This window comes from Streptomyces sp. NPDC057099, assembly GCF_042671245.1.
GTDB lineage: Bacteria > Actinomycetota > Actinomycetes > Streptomycetales > Streptomycetaceae > Streptomyces > Streptomyces purpurascens.
Genome location: NZ_JBHUTX010000016.1, coordinates 88330 through 107129, shown reverse-complemented (window position 1 = coordinate 107129; position 18800 = coordinate 88330). Strand labels below are relative to the sequence as shown.

At 69.9% G+C, this 18800-nt stretch carries 13 protein-coding genes; 9 read left to right on the top strand and 4 right to left on the bottom strand.

The features are described from left to right. Positions 1 to 14: 14 nt before the first annotated feature. A complete protein-coding gene (locus tag ACFT4A_RS21545; RefSeq protein WP_382832454.1) occupies positions 15 to 1244 on the bottom strand; it encodes a trypsin-like serine peptidase in 1230 nt (409 codons plus the stop codon). A 346-nt stretch (positions 1245 to 1590) separates the two neighbouring features. On the opposite strand from ACFT4A_RS21545, the gene ACFT4A_RS21540 reads away from it, so the two are divergent. The 4 genes from ACFT4A_RS21540 (at position 1591) to ACFT4A_RS21525 (ending at position 8583) form a co-directional block, all read left to right on the top strand. After that, positions 1591 to 3111, top strand: coding sequence for an aminotransferase class III-fold pyridoxal phosphate-dependent enzyme (locus ACFT4A_RS21540; RefSeq protein WP_382832533.1), 1521 nt, complete (start codon positions 1591 to 1593; stop codon positions 3109 to 3111). A 90-nt stretch (positions 3112 to 3201) separates the two neighbouring features. Next, positions 3202 to 5232, top strand: a complete 2031-nt coding sequence (locus ACFT4A_RS21535) for an IucA/IucC family protein (RefSeq protein WP_382832453.1) — start codon at positions 3202 to 3204, stop codon at positions 5230 to 5232. 81 nt (positions 5233 to 5313) lie between these two features. Continuing rightward, a complete protein-coding gene (locus ACFT4A_RS21530; protein ID WP_382832451.1) occupies positions 5314 to 6261 on the top strand; it encodes a GNAT family N-acetyltransferase in 948 nt (315 codons plus the stop codon). A 345-nt stretch (positions 6262 to 6606) separates the two neighbouring features. Next, positions 6607 to 8583 carry an ATP-dependent DNA helicase gene (locus ACFT4A_RS21525; protein WP_382832450.1) on the top strand — a complete coding sequence of 659 codons (1977 nt, stop codon included), beginning with the start codon at positions 6607 to 6609 and terminating at the stop codon, positions 8581 to 8583. Between the two features lie 218 nt (positions 8584 to 8801). Here ACFT4A_RS21525 and lexA read toward each other — a convergent pair whose 3' ends face one another. Continuing rightward, positions 8802 to 9581: a transcriptional repressor LexA gene (gene lexA / locus ACFT4A_RS21520; protein ID WP_184589888.1), complete on the bottom strand. Its 780-nt coding sequence runs from the start codon at positions 9579 to 9581 to the stop codon at positions 8802 to 8804. A gap of 631 nt (positions 9582 to 10212) precedes the next feature. Here lexA and nrdR point away from each other — a divergent pair. Both nrdR and ACFT4A_RS21510 read left to right on the top strand, forming a co-directional pair. After that, positions 10213 to 10773, top strand: a complete 561-nt coding sequence (gene nrdR / locus ACFT4A_RS21515) for a transcriptional regulator NrdR (protein ID WP_382832448.1) — start codon at positions 10213 to 10215, stop codon at positions 10771 to 10773. Positions 10774 to 10937: 164 nt separating this feature from the next. Next, the gene (locus tag ACFT4A_RS21510) at positions 10938 to 13817 is read left to right on the top strand and encodes a vitamin B12-dependent ribonucleotide reductase (RefSeq protein WP_382832446.1); all 2880 of its coding nucleotides are present in this window, start codon (positions 10938 to 10940) and stop codon (positions 13815 to 13817) included. An 89-nt stretch (positions 13818 to 13906) separates the two neighbouring features. Here the strand turns inward: ACFT4A_RS21510 and ACFT4A_RS21505 are convergent, their stop codons facing one another. Beyond that, a complete protein-coding gene (locus ACFT4A_RS21505) occupies positions 13907 to 14440 on the bottom strand; it encodes a TerD family protein (protein ID WP_382832444.1) in 534 nt (177 codons plus the stop codon). Positions 14441 to 14595: 155 nt separating this feature from the next. Here ACFT4A_RS21505 and ACFT4A_RS21500 point away from each other — a divergent pair, with 155 nt between their 5' ends. From ACFT4A_RS21500 to ACFT4A_RS21490, 3 genes are all read left to right on the top strand, one after another. Then, on the top strand, positions 14596 to 15201 hold the full coding sequence (locus tag ACFT4A_RS21500) for a YdbC family protein (protein ID WP_382832442.1): 606 nt from the start codon (positions 14596 to 14598) through the stop codon (positions 15199 to 15201). A gap of 156 nt (positions 15202 to 15357) precedes the next feature. Next, the gene (locus ACFT4A_RS21495; protein ID WP_382832441.1) at positions 15358 to 16017 is read left to right on the top strand and encodes a histidine phosphatase family protein; all 660 of its coding nucleotides are present in this window, start codon (positions 15358 to 15360) and stop codon (positions 16015 to 16017) included. A 12-nt stretch (positions 16018 to 16029) separates the two neighbouring features. Continuing rightward, on the top strand, positions 16030 to 16935 hold the full coding sequence (locus ACFT4A_RS21490) for an ADP-ribosylglycohydrolase family protein (RefSeq protein ID WP_382832439.1): 906 nt from the start codon (positions 16030 to 16032) through the stop codon (positions 16933 to 16935). Positions 16936 to 17226: 291 nt separating this feature from the next. Here the strand turns inward: ACFT4A_RS21490 and ACFT4A_RS21485 are convergent, their stop codons facing one another. Next, complete coding sequence (locus tag ACFT4A_RS21485) at positions 17227 to 18774, bottom strand: MFS transporter (RefSeq protein WP_382832438.1); 1548 nt, start codon at positions 18772 to 18774, stop codon at positions 17227 to 17229. Positions 18775 to 18800 lie beyond the last annotated feature (26 nt).

The window sequence follows — 18800 nt, the reverse complement described above, 5'->3', positions numbered from 1 at the left end:
TGATCAGCCTGCCGTCAGCGGCCCGCGAACTTCTCGCTCACCGAGTCGTACACGCCCTTGGCCACGTCGCCCAGACGCGGTCCGGCCAGCCAGCCCGACGTCACCGGGCCGATCGAGGTGTTGGACACCAGCGCCGGCTTGCCGTCAGAGCCCGGCGCGACCCAGCCGCCGCCCGAGGAACCGCCGGTCATGGTGCAGCCGATGCGGTACATCGTCGGGTCCGACGCCGTGACCGACAGCCGGCCGGGCCGGTCCTGGCACCGGAACAGCTTCTGCCCGTCGAACGGCGGCGCGGCCGGGTAGCCGATCGCCGTGAGGCTCTTCGTCTTCGGTGCGGAGGGAGCCTTGAAGTCGACCGGCAGCGCCGAACCGACCATCTCCTCCAGCGACTTGCCGCCGCTGCCCTTCTCCGGCGTCACATGGATGACCGCGAAGTCGTACGGAGCGCCGTCCCCGCCCGTCGCACCGCCCTGCTCGATCCACTGGTCCGAGGTCTGCGCCCAGTCGCCCCACCAGACACCGTAGGGAGCCACGTCCTCCCGGGTGACGTTCTCCAGTTCCGCGACCGGTTTGCCGTCGTCGTTGTACGACGGTACGAACGCGATGTTGCGGTACCAGCCGCCCTTCTTGCCGGCGTGCACGCAGTGGCCCGCCGTCCACACCAGGTTGGACTTGCCCGGGTGGGCGGGGTCCTTCACCACCGTCGCCGAGCAGACGGCCGAGCCCTTGGGGGAGTCGAAGAACACCTTCCCGGCCGTGGGGGCGTTGGCGTGGTACGACGGCGGCACGGCCTGCGCCTCGACGGGCTCCGGCGTGGGGTCGGTCACGCCTTGGTCACCGGCGAGGTCGCTGTCGTCCACGCCCTGGTCGGGCTCCTCGGCCTCCCGCATGCGGTCCGGGTCCCAGAGGCCTTCGATGATCGGGTTGATGTACTCGTTGGCCTCGCGCAGCCAGTCGTCCCGGTCCCAGTTCTTCCAGGCGCCGTTCTTCCACTTGTCGACGTCGATCCCGTGCTCGCGGAGCCGGTCCCTGATGTCTTCCGGGATCTTGAGCTTGCCGTCGTCGGAGGCGGAGGCCGTGGCGGAGGCGGAGGCCTCACCGCCCGCCGCTGCGTCGCCCGACTCGCAGGCGGTGGTGGTCAGAGCGAGCGCCGAGGCGAGGGCCACGGCGGCCAGCACGGGGGAGTTCCTGCGGCGCGTCCACCCCCCTCGGCCGGTGGTGGACGACGGTCGTATGGATCGCATGATCTGACTCCCCCTGATGTGAACGAACTGGGACGAACCGGCACCTCGGGCGCGGTGTCCGCCGAACTCGCGGGGAGTTCGGCCCGACCTCCCGGCGCCCGGGAACGGCACCACACACTATGCGGTGGCTGTGGGGGCGCTCCGACGGAACCGCAACAGTTCCGTCACGGAAAGGATCTTGAGGCAACCCGTAACCCGGTGAGCGGTCGGGGGTTGGTAGCGGTGGGGGGTCTGCTGTCTGTGTGCGGTCCCGTGTGCCCGTGCCCAGTGGGAGGTCAGGGAAGTCGTGGCGGAATCCACCCGTGGGGGATGTGCGTCAGAGGAGGCCGTGGTGCGGCGTACGCCGGTGACAACCCTCCCCGGTGATGCGGTCGACGACGACACGGCGCCTGGAACGCGCGCCGCGCACGAGGGAATTCTGCGCCGCCAGTCCGCGCGCGAGTCCGCGGCCCGGACCTATGCCCGGGCCCTGCCGATCGTCCCGGTGCGAGCGCGAGGGCTGACCATCGAGGGTGCGGACGGCCGCCGCTACCTGGACTGCCTCTCGGGCGCCGGCGCGCTCGCGCTCGGGCACAACCACCCCGTCGTCCTGGAAGCCATCCGCAAGGTCCTCGACTCCGGCGCACCTCTGAACGTCCTCGACCTGGCCACCCCCGTCAAGGACGCCTTCATCACCGAGCTGTTCCACACCCTGCCGCCGGGACTCGCCGACCGGGCCCGTGTGCGCTTCTGCGGACCGGCCGGCAGCGACGCCGTGGAGACCGCCTGCGACATCGTCCGCGCGGCGACCGGACGGACCGGCCTCATCGCGTTCACCGGCGCCTGCCACGGCAGGACGGCCGAGCTGCCCGAATCACCCACGGCCGCACCCGACGTACGGGTCACCCGCCTGCCCTACCCGCAGGACTACCGCTGCCCGTTCGGAGTCGGCGGCGAGGCCGGGGCCGACCTCGCCGCCCGCTGGACCGAGTCCGTCCTTGACGACCCCAGGTCGGGCGTGCCGCTCCCCGCGGGGATGATCGTCGAGCCCGTCCAGGGCGAGGGCGGGGTGATCCCCGCACCGGACGCCTGGCTGCGGCGCATGCGGCAGCTCACCGCCGACCGGTCCGTCCCGCTGATCGCCGACGAGATCCAGACGGGCGTCGGGCGCACCGGCGCCTTCTGGGCCGTGGAACACAGCGGAGTGACCCCCGACGTGATGGTCCTCTCCCAGGCCATCGGAGGGAGCCTCCCACTGGCCGTCGTCGTCCACCGCGACGACCTCGACACCGGGGAACCCGGCGCCCCCACCGGCACCTTCCGCGGCAACCAACTCGCCATGGCCGCCGGCACGGCAACCCTCGCCCACGTCCGGCAGAACCGCCTCGCCGAGCACGCGGCGACTCTCGGGGCGCGCATGCTGAGCCAACTCCGAGGCCTGGCAGTGAACTTTCCCTGCGTGGGGGATGTGCGGGGGAGGGGGCTGATGATCGGAGTGGAGTTCGTGGATCCCGAGGGGGAAGCCGGGGTAGTCGGCCGGATTCCCGCGGCTGGGGTAGATGGCGACTCGGTCGGCGGTGGGACCGGGGCACGTGGCCGGGACGGTGCGGTGGAGGCATTCGCCGTTGCGGGGGCATCGGTGATGCCGGGCCGTGCGCGCCGGCCCTTTCCCGCCGCCCCCGAACTGGCCGCCGCGGTCCAGCGGGAGTGCCTGCGGCGCGGCCTCATCGTCGGACTCGGCGGCCGTCACACGAGCGTCGTACGACTGCTGCCGCCGCTGACGATCAGCGACGAACAGGCGGCCGCCGTACTGGATCGCCTGGCCGACGCCGTCCGAGCGGCCGCCCGGTGCCATAGGGGCGCGGCAGCGGCGCCTTATGCGCCGTGAGCCCTCGGCCTCCGATCACCGAGCCGAGTGGAAAGCCTCGGCTCGCACCCCCGACCGTACGCCCCTGAACCACCCCACGAGGTCACCGTGTTGAACGCCATCCCCGAGCCCGACGAGCATGCCACCATGCGGGGAGATGGATCCGTCGACGCCCGGCTGTCGGGTGCGTCAGTGGAATCGGCGGTCCCCGGTCCGAGGCCCGGGTCACCGCCCGCCGAGGGGCTGAACACCGGCCCGGTCACCGACCTCCTGGACCACCCCGACCCGCACATCGCCGCCCAGGCAGCCGCCGTGGAGAACCTGCTGCGCTGCTGGGTGCGCGAGAACAACCAGCCCGCTCCTGCCGACGGGAACCTCCGCATCCCCCTTCCCGCCAGCGGAACGGCCCTTCTCGCCCCAGTTCGCTACTGGTCCCCGACGGGCTGGCACCGTTTCGGCCTGCCGCAGCTGGCCGGCGCCCCCGACCACGCCCCGCCGGCCGATGCCGTCACGGTCGCCGCCCTGCTCACCAGAGAGACGTGCGGAGAAAGCCTCGACGTCGGCCTCGACACCTGCCCCGGCCACGATGCCGGTCTCACCGGCGCCCGCACCCCGACGGTCGGCGTCACTTCCGGCGAAGGCCTCGACGGCCTCCACAGCCTCGACGGTGTCTCGCTGGTCGCGGGTGTCGCCGACTCCCTCCGCCATGTCGCCGCCTTCGTCAGCGACCGCCGGGAACATCCGGCCGACGGCCCTGACCTCTTCCTGGCCGCGGAGCAGGTACTTCTCCTCGGACACCCCTTGCATCCGTCCCCGAAGAGCCGCGAGGGCCTTTCCGAGACCGAAGCCCGACTGTACTCACCCGAGTTGCGCGGATCCTTTCCTCTGCGCTGGATGGCTGTCGCTCCCTCCGTCCTCGCCACCGACTCCGCCTGGACCGAACGCGGCCGCTCTGTCCCCGCCGCCCAGCTCGCCGCCCGCCTGGCCGGTACCGGCCTGCCACTGCCGGACGGGTACGCCCTACTGCCCCTGCACCCCTGGCAGGCGTGCGAGATCCGGCACCGTCCGGAGACGGCTGCCCTGCTGGACACGGGACTGCTCCGTGACCTCGGCACCCACGGCACTCCCTGGCAGCCCACCTCCTCCCTACGAACCGTCTACCGAACTAATGCCCCCGCGATGCTCAAGCTGTCGCTGGGCCTGCGTATCACCAACTCCCGCCGCGAGAACCTCCGTAAGGAACTCCACCGGGGCGTGGAGGTCCACCGCCTGCTCCGCAGCGGCCTCGCGCGGCAGTGGCATGCCGTCCATCCGGGCTTCGACATCGTGCGCGACCCGGCCTGGCTGGCTGTCGACGATCCCGACGGTGCCCCATTGCCCGGACTGGACGTGGTGATCCGCCACAACCCGTTCGTCCCCTCCGACGACGTCTCCTGTGTCGCCGGACTCGTCTCGCCGCGCCCGAGCTCCCCGCCTCGGCCGGGTGCCGCTCCGGACCGCCCGGAGACACACGGCCCAGTACTTCGGTCCAGGCTGGCCGAGGTCGTCACGCGTCTCGCCCGCCGGACCGGCCGACCGCACGGAGCCGTTGCCGCCGAGTGGTTCCTGCGCTACCTCCAGCACGTCGTGCGCCCCGTCCTGTGGCTGGACGCCGAGGCCGGCATCGCCCTGGAAGCGCACCAGCAGAACACCCTGCTCCTGTTGGACGCCGAGGGCTGGCCCACGGGCGGCCGGTACCGCGACAACCAGGGCTACTACTTCCGCGAGTCCCGGCGCGCGGAGCTCGAAGCCAGGTTGCCCGGCACCGGAGAGCAGAGCGACACATTCGTCAGTGACGAGGTCGCCGACGAGCGCTTCGCGTACTACCTGGCCGTCAACAACGTCCTCGGCCTCATCGGCGCGTTCGGCTCCCAGGGGCTGGCCGACGAGCGGCTGCTGCTCGCCGCCTTCCGCCGCTTCCTCGGAATCGTCGCCTCGGGCCCGGCCCGGCTGCGCACGTCGCTGCCCGCCCGACTGCTCGACTCACCGGTCCTGCGCTGCAAGGCCAACCTGCTGACCCGGCTGCACGGCCTCGACGAACTCGTCGGCCCGGTCGACACCCAGTCCGTCTACGTCACCATCGCCAACCCCCTGCACTCCTGACCAGCCTGACCGTCCCTGACCACAACCGACCTCCTTCCATCCCTGAGGACGTGCCGCCCCCCTGACTGAGAGGAGCGTTCGGTGCCCTTCACCGACCCCACCACCGACCCCGGCACCGCTGGTCCCGTCACGGCCGACCGCGGCTCTGATGCCGACTTCGACGCCCCCCTCGGTCACCGTCGCGGTGCCGGTTCCGACGTCGATCGCCGCAGCGGAGCCGATGCGCATCCCGGCGCTCATCCCGGTGCGGATGCCGCCGGTCAGGGGGACGCCGGTGAGGGCGGGCACGGCCAGGACAGGGTGGATCTGAGGATCCCGGACGAACTCATCGCCCTCGTCGCGGACGACGACGCGGACGACGCGTCCGACCGTCTCGGAGCCCGACGGCGGGACCAGGGCACGGCTCAGCTGTCCGTCTCCCTCACCGCGGCCCGCGACACTTCGCCCCTCCTGACCGAGGCCGACCTCCTCGACCGCGTCGCCGACTGGGGCCCGGCCCACACATCCGTGGGTGTCTTCCACCTCGTCCCCGTGCGCGTCGACCGTGACCTTCCGCTCATCAGCCGCTGGATGAACGACCCGGCCTCGGCGTTCTGGGAGCTGTCCGGACCGCAGAACGTGACCGAGGACCACCTGCGGGCCCAGCTCGCCGACGACGGACGGAGCGTCCCGTGTATCGGCGTTCTGGACGGAAAACCGATGAGCTACTGGGAGATCTACCGTGCGGACCTCGACCCGCTGGCGCGCCACTACCCCGCCCGGCCTCATGACACGGGACTGCACCTCCTGGTGGGTGCGGTCGCCGACCGGGGGCGAGGTCTGGGCGGTCTGCTGGTGCGAGCCGTGGCCGATCTCGCTCTCGCCCAGCGGTCCTCCTGTGCACGCGTCATCGCGGAACCCGACATTCGCAACACCCCCTCCATCGCCGCTTTCCTGACCGCCGGCTTCCGGTTCTCCGCCGAGGTCGACCTGCCCGCCAAGCGGGCCGCCCTCATGGTCCGAGACCGGCCACTTCGGCATCTGTTGTAGCGCTGTGTCATCGCGCCATCACTCATTGAACGCGACGCGTGACGCCGTGGTTCCCACGAGCCGCACGAATTTCTCGATGTGCTCGACGATCTCTCCGCGGGTCTCTTCGTGGTCCTTTCGTGGTCTTTCGTGGACCTCTTCGAGGATCTCTGGGCGCTTCCGCAATGGCCGGTCGGGGGCCACTGCGACTTGCTCTGTCCCAACGGCCCACGGCCCACCCGATCCATCCCGCCCGTCACACCCCCGTGCCGAGGAGCCCAAGGTCTTGATCCCGCCCCCCGCCCCCGCCCCCACTCCCGCCTTGAGCACCCGATTGTCAGTGCCGGGTCGTAGGGTGGTCGCGCTATGACGAAGCCCTCACTCCCCGAACTCCTGCATGCTGCCGTCACTGCCGTCGGCGGTACGGAGCGCCCCGGTCAGGTGACCATGGCCGAATCCGTCGCGGAAGCGATCGACGGCGGCTCCCACCTGCTGGTCCAGGCCGGCACCGGCACCGGTAAGTCGCTGGGTTACCTGGTGCCCGCGCTCGCGCACGGGGAGCGTGTGGTCGTCGCGACCGCCACCCTGGCCCTGCAGCGCCAGCTGGTGGAGCGCGACCTGCCGAGAACGGTCGAGTCGCTCCACCCCCTGCTGCGCCGCCGCCCGGAGTTCGCGATGCTCAAGGGCCGGTCGAACTACCTGTGCCTGCACCGTCTGCACGAGGGTGTCCCGCAGGACGAGGAAGAGGGCCTCTTCGACCAGTTCGAGGCCGCCGCTCCCACCAGCAAGCTGGGGCAGGATCTGCTGCGGGTGCGCGACTGGGCCGACGAGACCGAGACCGGCGACCGTGACAACCTCACGCCCGGTATCTCGGACCGGGCCTGGGCCCAGGTGTCGGTGTCGTCGAGGGAGTGCCTGGGCGCTTCGAAGTGCGCGTACGGAGCGGAGTGCTTCGCCGAGATGGCCCGTGAGCGGGCCAAACTCTCCGACGTCGTCGTCACGAACCACGCTCTGCTCGCCATCGACGCCATCGAGGGCGCCCCGGTCCTTCCCCAGCACGAGGTGCTGATCGTCGACGAGGCCCATGAGCTGGTCTCCCGGGTCACCGGAGTCGCCACCGGCGAGCTCACCCCCGGCCAGGTCAACCGCGCGGTGCGCCGCGCCGCGAAACTCGTCAACGAGAAGGCGGCGGACCAGCTCCAGACCGCCTCCGAGGGGTTCGAGCGGCTGATGGAGCTGGCGCTGCCGGGCAGGCTCGAGGAAATCCCCGAGGACCTCGGCTACGCACTCATGGCATTGCGCGACGCGTGCCGCACCGTCATCTCCGGGATCGGCGCGACCCGCGACAAGTCCGTCCAGGACGAGGACGCGATCCGCAAGCAGGCGCTGGCGTCCGTGGAGAACGTGCACGACGTGGCGGAGCGGATCACGAACGGCTCCGAATGGGACGTCGTCTGGTACGAGCGCCACGACCGCTTCGGTGCCTCCCTGCGCGTCGCCCCCATGTCCGTCTCGGGCCTCCTGCGGGAGAAGCTTTTCGCGGACCGCTCCGTGGTCCTGACGTCCGCGACGCTGAAGCTGGGCGGCGACTTCAACGGCGTCGGTGCCTCCCTCGGCCTCGCCCCCGAGGGCACCGAGGGCGACGACCTCCCGCAGTGGAAGGGCATCGACGTCGGCTCGCCCTTCGACTACCGCAAGCAGGGCATCCTGTACGTCGCCAAGCACCTGGCGCGCCCCGCAAGGGACGGCGATCGCGCGGACATGCTCGACGAGCTCACGGAGCTGATCCAGGCGGCGGGCGGCCGCACCCTGGGCCTGTTCTCCTCCATGCGGGGAGCCCAGCTGGCCGCCGAGGAACTGCGCTCCCGGATCCCGGAGTTCCCGATCCTCCTCCAGGGCGAGGAGACGCTCGGCGAGCTCATCAAGAACTTCGCGGCGGACCCGAAGACCTGTCTGTTCGGCACGCTGTCGCTGTGGCAGGGCGTGGACGTACCCGGGCCCAGCTGCCAGCTGGTCGTGATGGACAAGATTCCCTTCCCGCGCCCCGACGACCCTCTGATGAGCGCCCGCCAGAAGGCCGTGGAGGACGCGGGCGGCAACGGCTTCATGGCGGTCGCCGCCACGCATGCCGCGCTCCTCATGGCCCAGGGCGCCGGCCGTCTCGTACGGGCATCGGGCGACCGCGGTGTGGTCGCCGTGCTGGACCAGCGGCTCGCGACGGCCCGGTATGGGGGTTATCTGAAGGCGTCGCTGCCCGACTTCTGGTTCACGGCCGACCGCAATCAGGTGCGGAAGTCGCTGGCGGCGATCGACGCGGCGGCGCAGCAGACTGAAGCCGGTTGAGTCTCGAGGGTCGGTCCGCGGCGGCGGAGCCACACGCCGACCCCCACCACTCAGCCTCAGGGCCCCCACCACCCAGCCTCAGGGACCCCCACTACTCAGCATCAGGCTGCCCCGCAGATACCGGGCCCGGACAGCACAGGGCCCCGGAACCGGCGCAGGGGTCCCGGGGCCCGGTCAGAGGGCGGGCCCGCTGGGCCCACCCGACGCGGTGCGTGGCGTCAGACGCGGCGCAGTACGGCCACCACCTTGCCGAGGATGGTCGCGTCGTCGCCGGGAATCGGCTCGTAGGCCGCGTTGTGCGGCAGGAGCCAGACATGGCCGTCCTCGCGCTTGAAGCGCTTGACGGTGGCCTCTCCGTCGAGCATGGCGGCCACGATGTCGCCGTTCTCGGCGACCGGCTGGCGGCGGACCGTGACCCAGTCGCCGTCGCAGATCGCGGCCTCGATCATCGAGTCGCCGACGACCTTCAGGACGAACAGCTCACCGTCGCCGACGAGCTGGCGGGGGAGAGGGAAGACGTCCTCGACGGACTCCTCGGCGAGGATCGGGCCACCGGCGGCGATGCGGCCGACCAGCGGGACGTACGACGCGGCCGGCTTGCCCGCGGTGTCCGTGGGCTGCACCGAGGCGGCCTGGTCCGAGCCGCGCACCTCGTAGGCGCGGGGCCGGTGCGGGTCGCGGCGCAGGAAACCCTTGCGCTCCAGTGCCATCAGCTGGTGTGCGACGGAGGAGGTGCTGGAAAGGCCGACGGCCTGACCGATCTCCCGCATCGACGGCGGGTAGCCGCGCCGCTGCACTGAGTCCCTGATGACCTCGATCACGCGGCGTTGGCGGTCGGTGAGTCCGGAACTGTCCGCCCGGATGCCGGGAGGTCGTCCGGGCAAGGAACGCTTGTGCCCCTCCGGGTTCGTGGCTTCGTTCATCGCGTGCACCGGCTCGAGTCGGCTCTGGGAGCGGTCCTGGGCAGTGATGGTGGCACTGTCTGCGGTGGTGGTCACGTCGGCCCCTCTCGATGGTCTCCCTGCTGGACAACGGTAGTTGGTTTCGAAAGGTTGCGCCAAACACACGTTCGAGTGAAAAATCGCGAATCGACTGACGCGATCATGTGTCCGGGTGTATTGGCTACCGCGTTGCCTGGCGGGCAAAAGGGCTCATTGCTGTACTCTTCACCGCCGGGGTGACCGTCTGTGGACTGTTGCCCCAGTCTGCCATCCGGCATTCCCCTGCCCTGGGATCGGCTCTCATCTGTGCGGGAGTCCCACGCCCCCTCCTCGCGGCGCCCACGCTATCTCCGCATGTGCCGTGGCGATACGGCTGCGCGTCAACGGGTGCCGCTGCGCGGCGAGCGGCGGGTGCGATCGGGCGTGAAAAGCGGGGCGGCGGTGTGCGGTGAAGGCGGGCGTGATTCGGTCCGTCGTCCCCACCTGCGTCTATGCGTGCGACACGCGTGGACGGCGTGGATGTATGAGCCAATCCCCACATCTAGTGGTTGGATTGCAGCAGCAGCCCACAAGTTGTGGTCCCCCGGGTCTCAGCGCCCATGGTCATCGCCTATGCTTGGGACTGCTTCGTGGGGCGCAAGAGGCCCGGCGAGGCTATTGAGTCTGCTGTGAGGAGGGTTGGGAGTTCATGCACTGCCCCTTCTGCAGGCACCCCGACAGCCGTGTCGTCGACAGTCGTACGACCGACGACGGCACGTCGATCCGCAGGCGCCGCCAGTGCCCTGACTGCTCCCGTCGTTTCACGACCGTGGAGACGTGCTCGCTCATGGTGGTGAAGCGGTCCGGAGTCACCGAACCCTTCAGTCGCACCAAGGTCATCAATGGTGTGCGCAAGGCGTGCCAGGGACGGCCCGTCACCGAGGACGCGCTCGCCCAGCTCGGCCAGCGGGTCGAGGAGCAGGTGCGGGCCACCGGAAGCGCCGAGCTGACCACCCACGACGTGGGGCTGGCCATTCTCGGCCCGTTGCAGGAGCTCGATCTCGTCGCCTATCTGCGATTCGCCTCCGTCTACCGGGCGTTCGACTCGCTCGAGGACTTCGAGGCGGCCATCGCGGAACTGAGGGAAGAGACGGGATCCCCCGACGCGGACGACGGCGACCGCGAGGACGCGGGTGCGGGGAGCCAGGAAGACGACCGCGGGTCCGGAGGGACGACACAGGTCCCCGAGCCCGCAGGCGCCGCCGACTGACCGGCGGGCCGGACCCGGACGGCAGCTCCGGGCCCGGCCGGGCGGCGGCGATGTGAAGACCTGTTGCGGGCCATGTGAGTGGGTGCCCGCAACACCAGACAGAACACCGTGCCACGGGAACAACGGGGCACTTCAGGGCGTTTTCGCCCGTACAGGGAGGCGGCATGACAGAGACGGCGAGCGGTCCGGCACGGAGTTCCCGCGCCAAGGGCACCAAGGCGAACAAGGGCCTGCGTATCGAGCGCATCCACACCACCCCTGGGGTCCACCCCTATGACGAGGTGGCGTGGGAGAGCCGTGACGTCGTCATGACCAACTGGCGCGACGGCTCGGTCAACTTCGAGCAGCGCGGCGTCGAGTTCCCCGACTTCTGGTCGGTGAACGCGGTCAACATCGTCACCAGCAAGTACTTCCGCGGTGCCGTCGGCACCCCGCAGCGCGAGACCAGCCTCAAGCAGCTGATCGACCGCATCGTGAAGACGTACCGGAAGGCCGGAGAGGACCACAAGTACTTCGCCTCTCCCGCTGACGCCGAGATCTTCGAGCACGAGCTGGCGTACGCCCTCCTGCACCAGATCTTCAGCTTCAACAGCCCTGTCTGGTTCAACGTCGGCACCAAGCAGCCCCAGCAGGTCTCCGCCTGCTTCATCCTGGCCGTCGACGACTCCATGGAGTCGATCCTCGACTGGTACAAGGAAGAGGGCATGATCTTCAAGGGCGGCTCCGGCGCCGGCCTGAACCTCTCCCGGATCCGTTCCTCCAAGGAGCTGCTCTCCTCCGGCGGCAACGCCTCCGGTCCGGTCTCCTTCATGCGCGGCGCCGACGCCTCCGCAGGAACGATCAAGTCCGGTGGCGCCACCCGTCGTGCCGCCAAGATGGTCGTCCTCGACGTGGACCACCCGGACATCGAGGACTTCATCGAGACCAAGGTCAAGGAAGAGGAGAAGATCCGCATCCTGCGGGACGCGGGCTTCGACATGGACCTGGGCGGCGACGACATCGCGTCCGTCCAGTACCAGAACGCCAACAACTCGGTCCGCGTGAACGACGAGTTCATGACCGCGGTCGAGCAGGGCAGCCAGTTCGGGCTGCGCGGCCGGATGACCGGCGAGGTCATCGAGGAGGTCGACGCCAAGGCGCTCTTCCGCAAGATCGCCGAGGCCGCGTGGGCCTGTGCCGACCCCGGCATTCAGTACGACGGCACCATCAACAACTGGCACACCTGCCCCGAGTCCGGCCGGATCACCGCGTCGAACCCGTGCAGCGAGTACATGCACCTGGACAACACGTCCTGCAACCTGGCCTCGCTGAACCTGATGAAGTTCCTGGTGGACGACGGCAAGGGCAACCAGTCCTTCGCGGCCGAGCGCTTCCAGAAGGTCGTCGAGCTGGTCATCACCGCGATGGACATCTCGATCTGCTTCGCCGACTTCCCGACCCAGAAGATCGGCGACAACACGCGCGCGTTCCGCCAGCTCGGCATCGGCTACGCCAACCTCGGCGCCCTGCTGATGGCCACCGGTCACGCCTACGACTCCGACGGCGGCCGTTCCCTCGCCGGATCCATCACCTCGCTGATGACCGGCACGGCGTACCGGCGCTCCGCCGAACTCGCCGCGGTCGTCGGCCCGTACGACGGCTACGCCCGCAACGCCGACGCCCACAAGCGCGTCATGAAGCAGCACTCGGACGCCAACGACACGGCCGTCCGCATGGACGACCTGGACACCCCGGTGTGGGCCGCCGCCAGCGAGGCCTGGCAGGACGTGGTGCGCCTCGGTGAGAAGAACGGTTTCCGTAACTCCCAGGCGTCCGTGCTCGCCCCGACCGGCACCATCGGCCTCGCGATGTCCTGCGACACCACCGGTGTCGAGCCGGACCTCGCGCTGGTCAAGTTCAAGAAGCTGGTCGGCGGCGGCTCGATGCAGATCGTCAACGGCACCGTGCCGCAGGCGCTGCGTCGCCTGGGCTACCTGGAAGAGCAGATCGAGGCGATCGTCGCTCACATCGCCGACCACGGCAATGTGATCGACGCTCCGAGCCTGAAGCCCGAGCACTACGAGGTGTTCGACTGCGCCATGGGCGACCGGGCCATCTCCGCGATGGGCCACGTCCGCATGATGGCCGCGATCCAGCCGTGGATCTCCGGCGCCATCTCCAAGACGGTCAACATGCCGGAGTCGGCGACCGTCGAGGAGGTCGAGGAGATCTACTTCGAGGCCTGGAAGTTGGGCGTCAAGGCGCTCGCGATCTACCGCGACAACTGCAAGGTCGGCCAGCCGCTCTCCGCCAAGAAGAAGGAGGCGGAGAAGGTCGAGGAGCCCGCAGCCGTCGAGGCCAAGGTCGAGAAGGTGGTCGAGTACCGCCCGGTCCGCAAGCGCCTCCCGAAGGGACGTCCCGGCATCACCACGTCCTTCACCGTCGGCGGTGCCGAGGGCTACATGACCGCCAACTCCTACCCGGACGACGGTCTCGGCGAGGTCTTCCTGAAGATGTCCAAGCAGGGCTCGACCCTCGCGGGCATGATGGACGCCTTCTCCATCGCGGTCTCCGTCGGCCTCCAGTACGGCGTCCCCCTGGAGACGTACGTCTCGAAGTTCACGAACATGCGCTTCGAGCCGGCCGGCATGACGGACGACCCGGACGTGCGGATGGCGCAGTCGATCGTCGACTACATCTTCCGCCGCCTGGCGCTGGACTTCCTGCCCTTCGAGACGCGCTCCGCGCTCGGCATCCACTCCGCCGATGAGCGCCAGCGTCACCTCGAGACGGGTTCGTACGAGCCGAACGACGACGAGGTCGACGTCGAGGGTCTGGCCCAGTCGGCGCCGCGCGCCCAGGAGTTGAAGGCCGTCACCCCGCCGAAGAACGAGGCGGCGGCCCAGCCCGCCCCGCAGCAGGCCCACACCAGTGCCGAACTGGTGGAGATGCAGCTGGGCATCCAGGCCGACGCCCCGCTGTGCTTCTCCTGCGGTACGAAGATGCAGCGCGCCGGTTCGTGCTACATCTGCGAGGGCTGCGGCTCGACCAGCGGCTGCAGCTGACACTGAGCGCCTGAGCCGATGACGGAGGGGCACCGCCTTTGGGCGGTGCCCCTCTCGTCGTCACAGGCTGCGGATGTCACGCATGGTGCTCATGCCCGGGGTGCCGCGCCCATCGTCCTGGTGAAGGCCACGGGGTCGCCCTCGAAACCGCGCAGGCCGGAGTGGAAGGCCCAGGGGCCGGAGCCCTCCCGGACGAACTCCGCGACCGTCGCGGCCGTCGCCCCCAGGACACCGCCGAAGTCGTCCTCGGCGAGGACCGTGTACCCCTCGCGGATGCGCAGGCCGGGGTTGACCACGCTGACGAAGGTGCGCTCCGCCGGGCGCTGCTGGATGACGACTCCGACCACCACGCGCGCGTAGCGGTCGTCGAGGCGGTTGAGTTCCAGCATCATGACCTCGTCGTAGCCGAAGCCCTGGCCGTCCTTGCTGTCCCGGTTGAGGTAGATGGTGCCGTCGGGGGAGCGGCTGTCGAAGTGCACCACATAGGCGGGTTCGCCGTGCGGGTCGTCCGCCAGGTACGTCGCCGCGACGAGGTCCAGATCGGTGGACGGCTGCCCCGCCGGACTGGGATCCCACCTCATCGCGATCTCGATCTTGCTCAGTCCCTTGTTGAGCCCGTCCACCAGAGTCCCCTTCCCCGTACCGACCCGCCTGTTCGCCCCAACTGCCGGGCGCTTACCACTGTTTGTCCATCCTGCCACGCGTGCGGGTGCGCGCGTGGCGGAGCGGTCCGGCCGAGAGTGACCGGCGCCACGCTCCGTGGCCTTACCATGGCGCGGTGCTGGTCAAGTGGATTCGCTGCACCGTGGTGGACCGCCGCGGTTTCGAGCGGGGGCAGCGGAAGTGGGCGGGGCTTCTGGGGGAGCCGGGGTTTCGCGGGCAGGGGGGTGGCTGGAGCCGGGGGCGGCCGGATGTGGCACACATATTCGCGTTCTGGGAGAGCCGCGCCTTCTACGACTCGTTCATGGCACGGTCCCACGACCGGCTGGCGTCGACCCAGTCGGGCACCTTCAAGGACGCCCAGGTCAGGCTCTTCGACTACCGCTTCGACGTGAAGACCGGCTTCGAACCGCGCTTCACGGACGCCGACCTGCTGCGGGTGGCGCTCTGCCGTGTCCACGAGGAGCGGGCCGAGCATTTCGTGCTGATGCAGGAGAAGGTCTGGAATCCGGCGATGGCCGGCTCTCCCGGCATGGTGCGCGGGCTGTTCGGCGAGGCGCCCGGGCACGAATTCCTGGTGCTGTCGATGTGGCGCTCGGACGCCGAGCACGGCAAGTACCGCACCGAACGCGTGGAACGGCTCGCCCTGAGGGCCCAGACGGAGGCGGACGTGGCTGCGCTCACCGGGGACATCGTGGGCATGGAGCCGAGCTGGACCGTCTGACTCGGGAACGGTCCGATTCGGAACGGTCCGGACGGATTGGTTTCGGGCGGCGACGGGCGTGACCTGAGTGACCTGTGGTGCAGGATCTGTGTGACCTACGCTGTATGGGTGGGGTATGAGTGCTGCGCAAGCGCTCACCCGATCTAGGGTCTTGGCATGGCACGACCACGGCGCATCGTCCTTGTCCGGCACGGCGAGTCAACGGGCAATGTTGATGACTCCGTGTACGAGCGTGTACCCGACCACGCCCTGTCGCTGACCGAGAAAGGCCGGCGACAGGCGGAGGCGACGGGCGAGCAACTGCGCGAACGGTTCGGCGGTGAGCACGTCAGCGTGTACGTCTCCCCGTACCGCCGTACGCACGAGACGCTGCGCTCCTTCCATCTCGACCCCGAGCTCATACGCGTACGCGAGGAGCCCCGGCTGCGCGAGCAGGACTGGGGCAACTGGCAGGACCGGGACGAGGTCCGTCTCCAGAAGGCCTACCGGGACGCGTACGGCCACTTCTTCTACCGCTTCGCCCAGGGCGAGTCCGGCGCCGACGTCTACGACCGGGTCGGCGGCTTCCTGGAGAGCCTGTTCCGCAGTTTCGAGGACCCCGACCATCCGCCGAACGTCCTCATCGTGACCCACGGTCTGGCCATGCGGCTGTTCTGCATGCGGTGGTTCCACTGGACGGTGGCGGAGTTCGAGTCGCTGTCGAATCCGGGGAACGGCGAGGTGCGGATGCTCGTTCTGGGTGACGACGGCAAGTACACGCTCGACCGGCCGTTCGACCGCTGGCGAGATCCCGAACCCTACGGGATCACCGGATAGAGTGGCAGGGCGATGACCGCTGACTCCTCCCTCGACGGGCGCCTGGACCGCGCCCTGGCCAGCCTGCGCGGACTGTCCGTCGGGGACGCCCTGGGTTCCCAGTACTTCGTGCCGGTGAACTACCCGCTGCTGAAGCGCCGCGAGCTGCCGTCCGGGCCCTGGCAGTGGACCGACGACACGGAGATGGCCGGTTCCGTCGTCGCCGTCCTGGCCGCCCACCACCGCGTCGACCAGGACGCCCTGGCCCGTTCCTTCGCCGAGCACCACGATTTCGACCGCGGCTACGGCCCCGCGGTCAACCGACTGCTGCGACTCGTCCGGGAGGGCGGGGACTGGCGCGAACTCGCCGCCGGGCTGTTCAACGGACAGGGGTCCTGGGGGAACGGCGCCGCGATGCGGATCGCCCCGCTGGGTGCCTGGTACGCGGGCGACCCGGAGCAGGCGACCCACCAGGCGGAGATCTCGGCCTACACCACCCACCAGCACCGCGAGGCGGTCGTCGGTGCGATGGCCGTTGCCGCGGCCGCCGCGTTCGCTGCCGACCCCAGCGGGCCGCCCGGCGCCGAGGCCCTCCTCGACGGGGTCATCGGCCTGGTGCCGAAGAGCGCGGTGGGCGCGGGGCTGCGCCGGGCCCGGGACATGCTCGACTACGGCGACCCTGCCACGGTGGCGGCGGTACTGGGGTGCGGCCGACGCACGACCGCCCACGACACCGTGCCCTTCGCCCTCTGGTCGGCGGCGAGAAGCCTCGGCGACTACGAGCGGGCGTTCTGGACGACCGCGCAGGTCGGCGGGGACGTCGACACGACCTGTGCCATCGTCGGCGGTGTGATCGCCGCGGGCAAGGTCGGAACGCCGCCCGCCGAGTGGGTGGGGCGGACGGAACCGCTCCCGGACTGGGTGCCCGGGTCGGCCTAGCGGCATGGACTCTTACCCCTGGTCGGGAACTCTCCGTACATCGCGGGAACTCTCCGTAATCGCCCGCTCGTTGTCGTGACATCCGCTGCGTGAGCCGTCAGGGCGCGCAGGCACCGGAGTGGAGCGATGGGGGTGAACATGGGCGTCCTGCTCGCGGTTCTGATCCACTGGTGGGGCATTCTCCGGCGCAGCCCGGGGAGCGAACCGGTCGCGAACCGGCCCGGCAGCCGCCGCCAGGCAAGTGTCACGCCCATCGGCGAGCCGCCGCAGCCGGCTCGTGGTGCTGCCGCGTCAGCCGAGTCCCGGCCCGGCCGACCCGGCGAGTGCCTCCAGGTCACTCTTGCGGACCCGGATCACCAGCCAGGCCGTGGCCAGGGCGAGGACGGCCATTGCCGCGGCCGGGATGAAGGCCGTCGAGATGCCCTGGGCCAGCACCTCGTGTCCCCACGGTGCGGGCAGTTGTTGCGTACGGGCGAACTCCGCCTTCTGCTCTGCGGAGCCCTCGGCCATGAACTGCGGAATCTGCTTCTCCGCCTCGTCCCGCGTCGCCGTGCCGAAGACCGTCGTCAGGATGGCCAGGCCCAGCGATCCGCCCACCTGCTGCGTCGTGTTGAGCAGCCCGGACGCGGCGCCAGCCTCGTGCGGGGCGACACCGGAGACGGCGGTGAGCGTCAGCGTCACGAAGTTCAGCCCCATTCCGAAGCCGAACACCAGCATCGGACCGAGAACGCCGCCGACGTAGGAACTGTCGGAGCTGATGAGCGCCTGCCAGGCCAGTCCGGTCATCGCGAGCGCCGAGCCCGCGATCATGAACGGCTTTGGGCCCAGCACCGGCAGGAACCGCTGCGACAGACCCGCGCCGAGCGCGATCACGACCGTGACGGGCAGGAAGGCGAGCCCCGCCTCGATCGGGCTGTAGCCGAGCACGTTCTGCACGAACAGCACGATGTAGAAGAACATGCCGAACATCGCCGCTGCCAGGCTCAGCATGATCACGTACGTGCCGGAGCGGTTGCGGTCGGCGAACATCCGCAGCGGGGTGATCGGTTCCTTGGCCCGGGACTCGATGATCCCGAAGGCCAGCAACAGGACCACCGCGGCACCGAAGGACCCGATGGTGAGGCTGTCCCGCCATCCCTCGTCCGCAGCGCGGATGAAGCCGTAGACGAGAGACGCCATGCCCGTGGTCGAGGTCACCGCACCCGCGATGTCGAACCGGCCGCTGTGCCGATCGGACTCGCTGATGTAGAGCGGTGTGAGCACGGCGATCAGCACGCCGATCGGTACGTTCACGAAGAGCACCCAGCGCCAGTCGAGCCACTCGGTGAGCATGCCGCCGGCGAGCAGGCCGATGGCGCCACCGCCCGCCGACACCGCGGCGAAGACACCGAAGGCCCGGTTGCGTTCCGGGCCCTCGGGAAACGTGGTGGTGATGAGCGCCAGCGAGGTGGGCGACGCGATGGCGCCCCCCACGCCCTGCAGGACCCGTGCGGCCAGCAACTGCCAGGGCTCCTGGGCGAGCCCGCCGAGCAGCGAGGCGAGGGTGAACAGCAGGATGCCGGTCATGAAGACCCGGCGGCGGCCGAGGATGTCACCGGCCCGGCCGCCGAGGAGAAGCAGACCGCCGAAGGTGAGTGTGTAGGAGCTGACGACCCAGGTGAGGTCGGTGGTGCTGAACTTGAGCGCGTCTTGAATGTGCGGGAGCGCGATGTTCACAATTGTCGCGTCGAGTACGACCATGAGCTGGCAGGCCGCGATGACGGTGAGTGCGATGCCGGGATGCCCCTCCCGGCGGGCCGCACCTGGCTTCTGGTCCTGGAGCAATGGAGAGGTTGTCACTATGGGTCCCCCACGAGTGCCTTAGT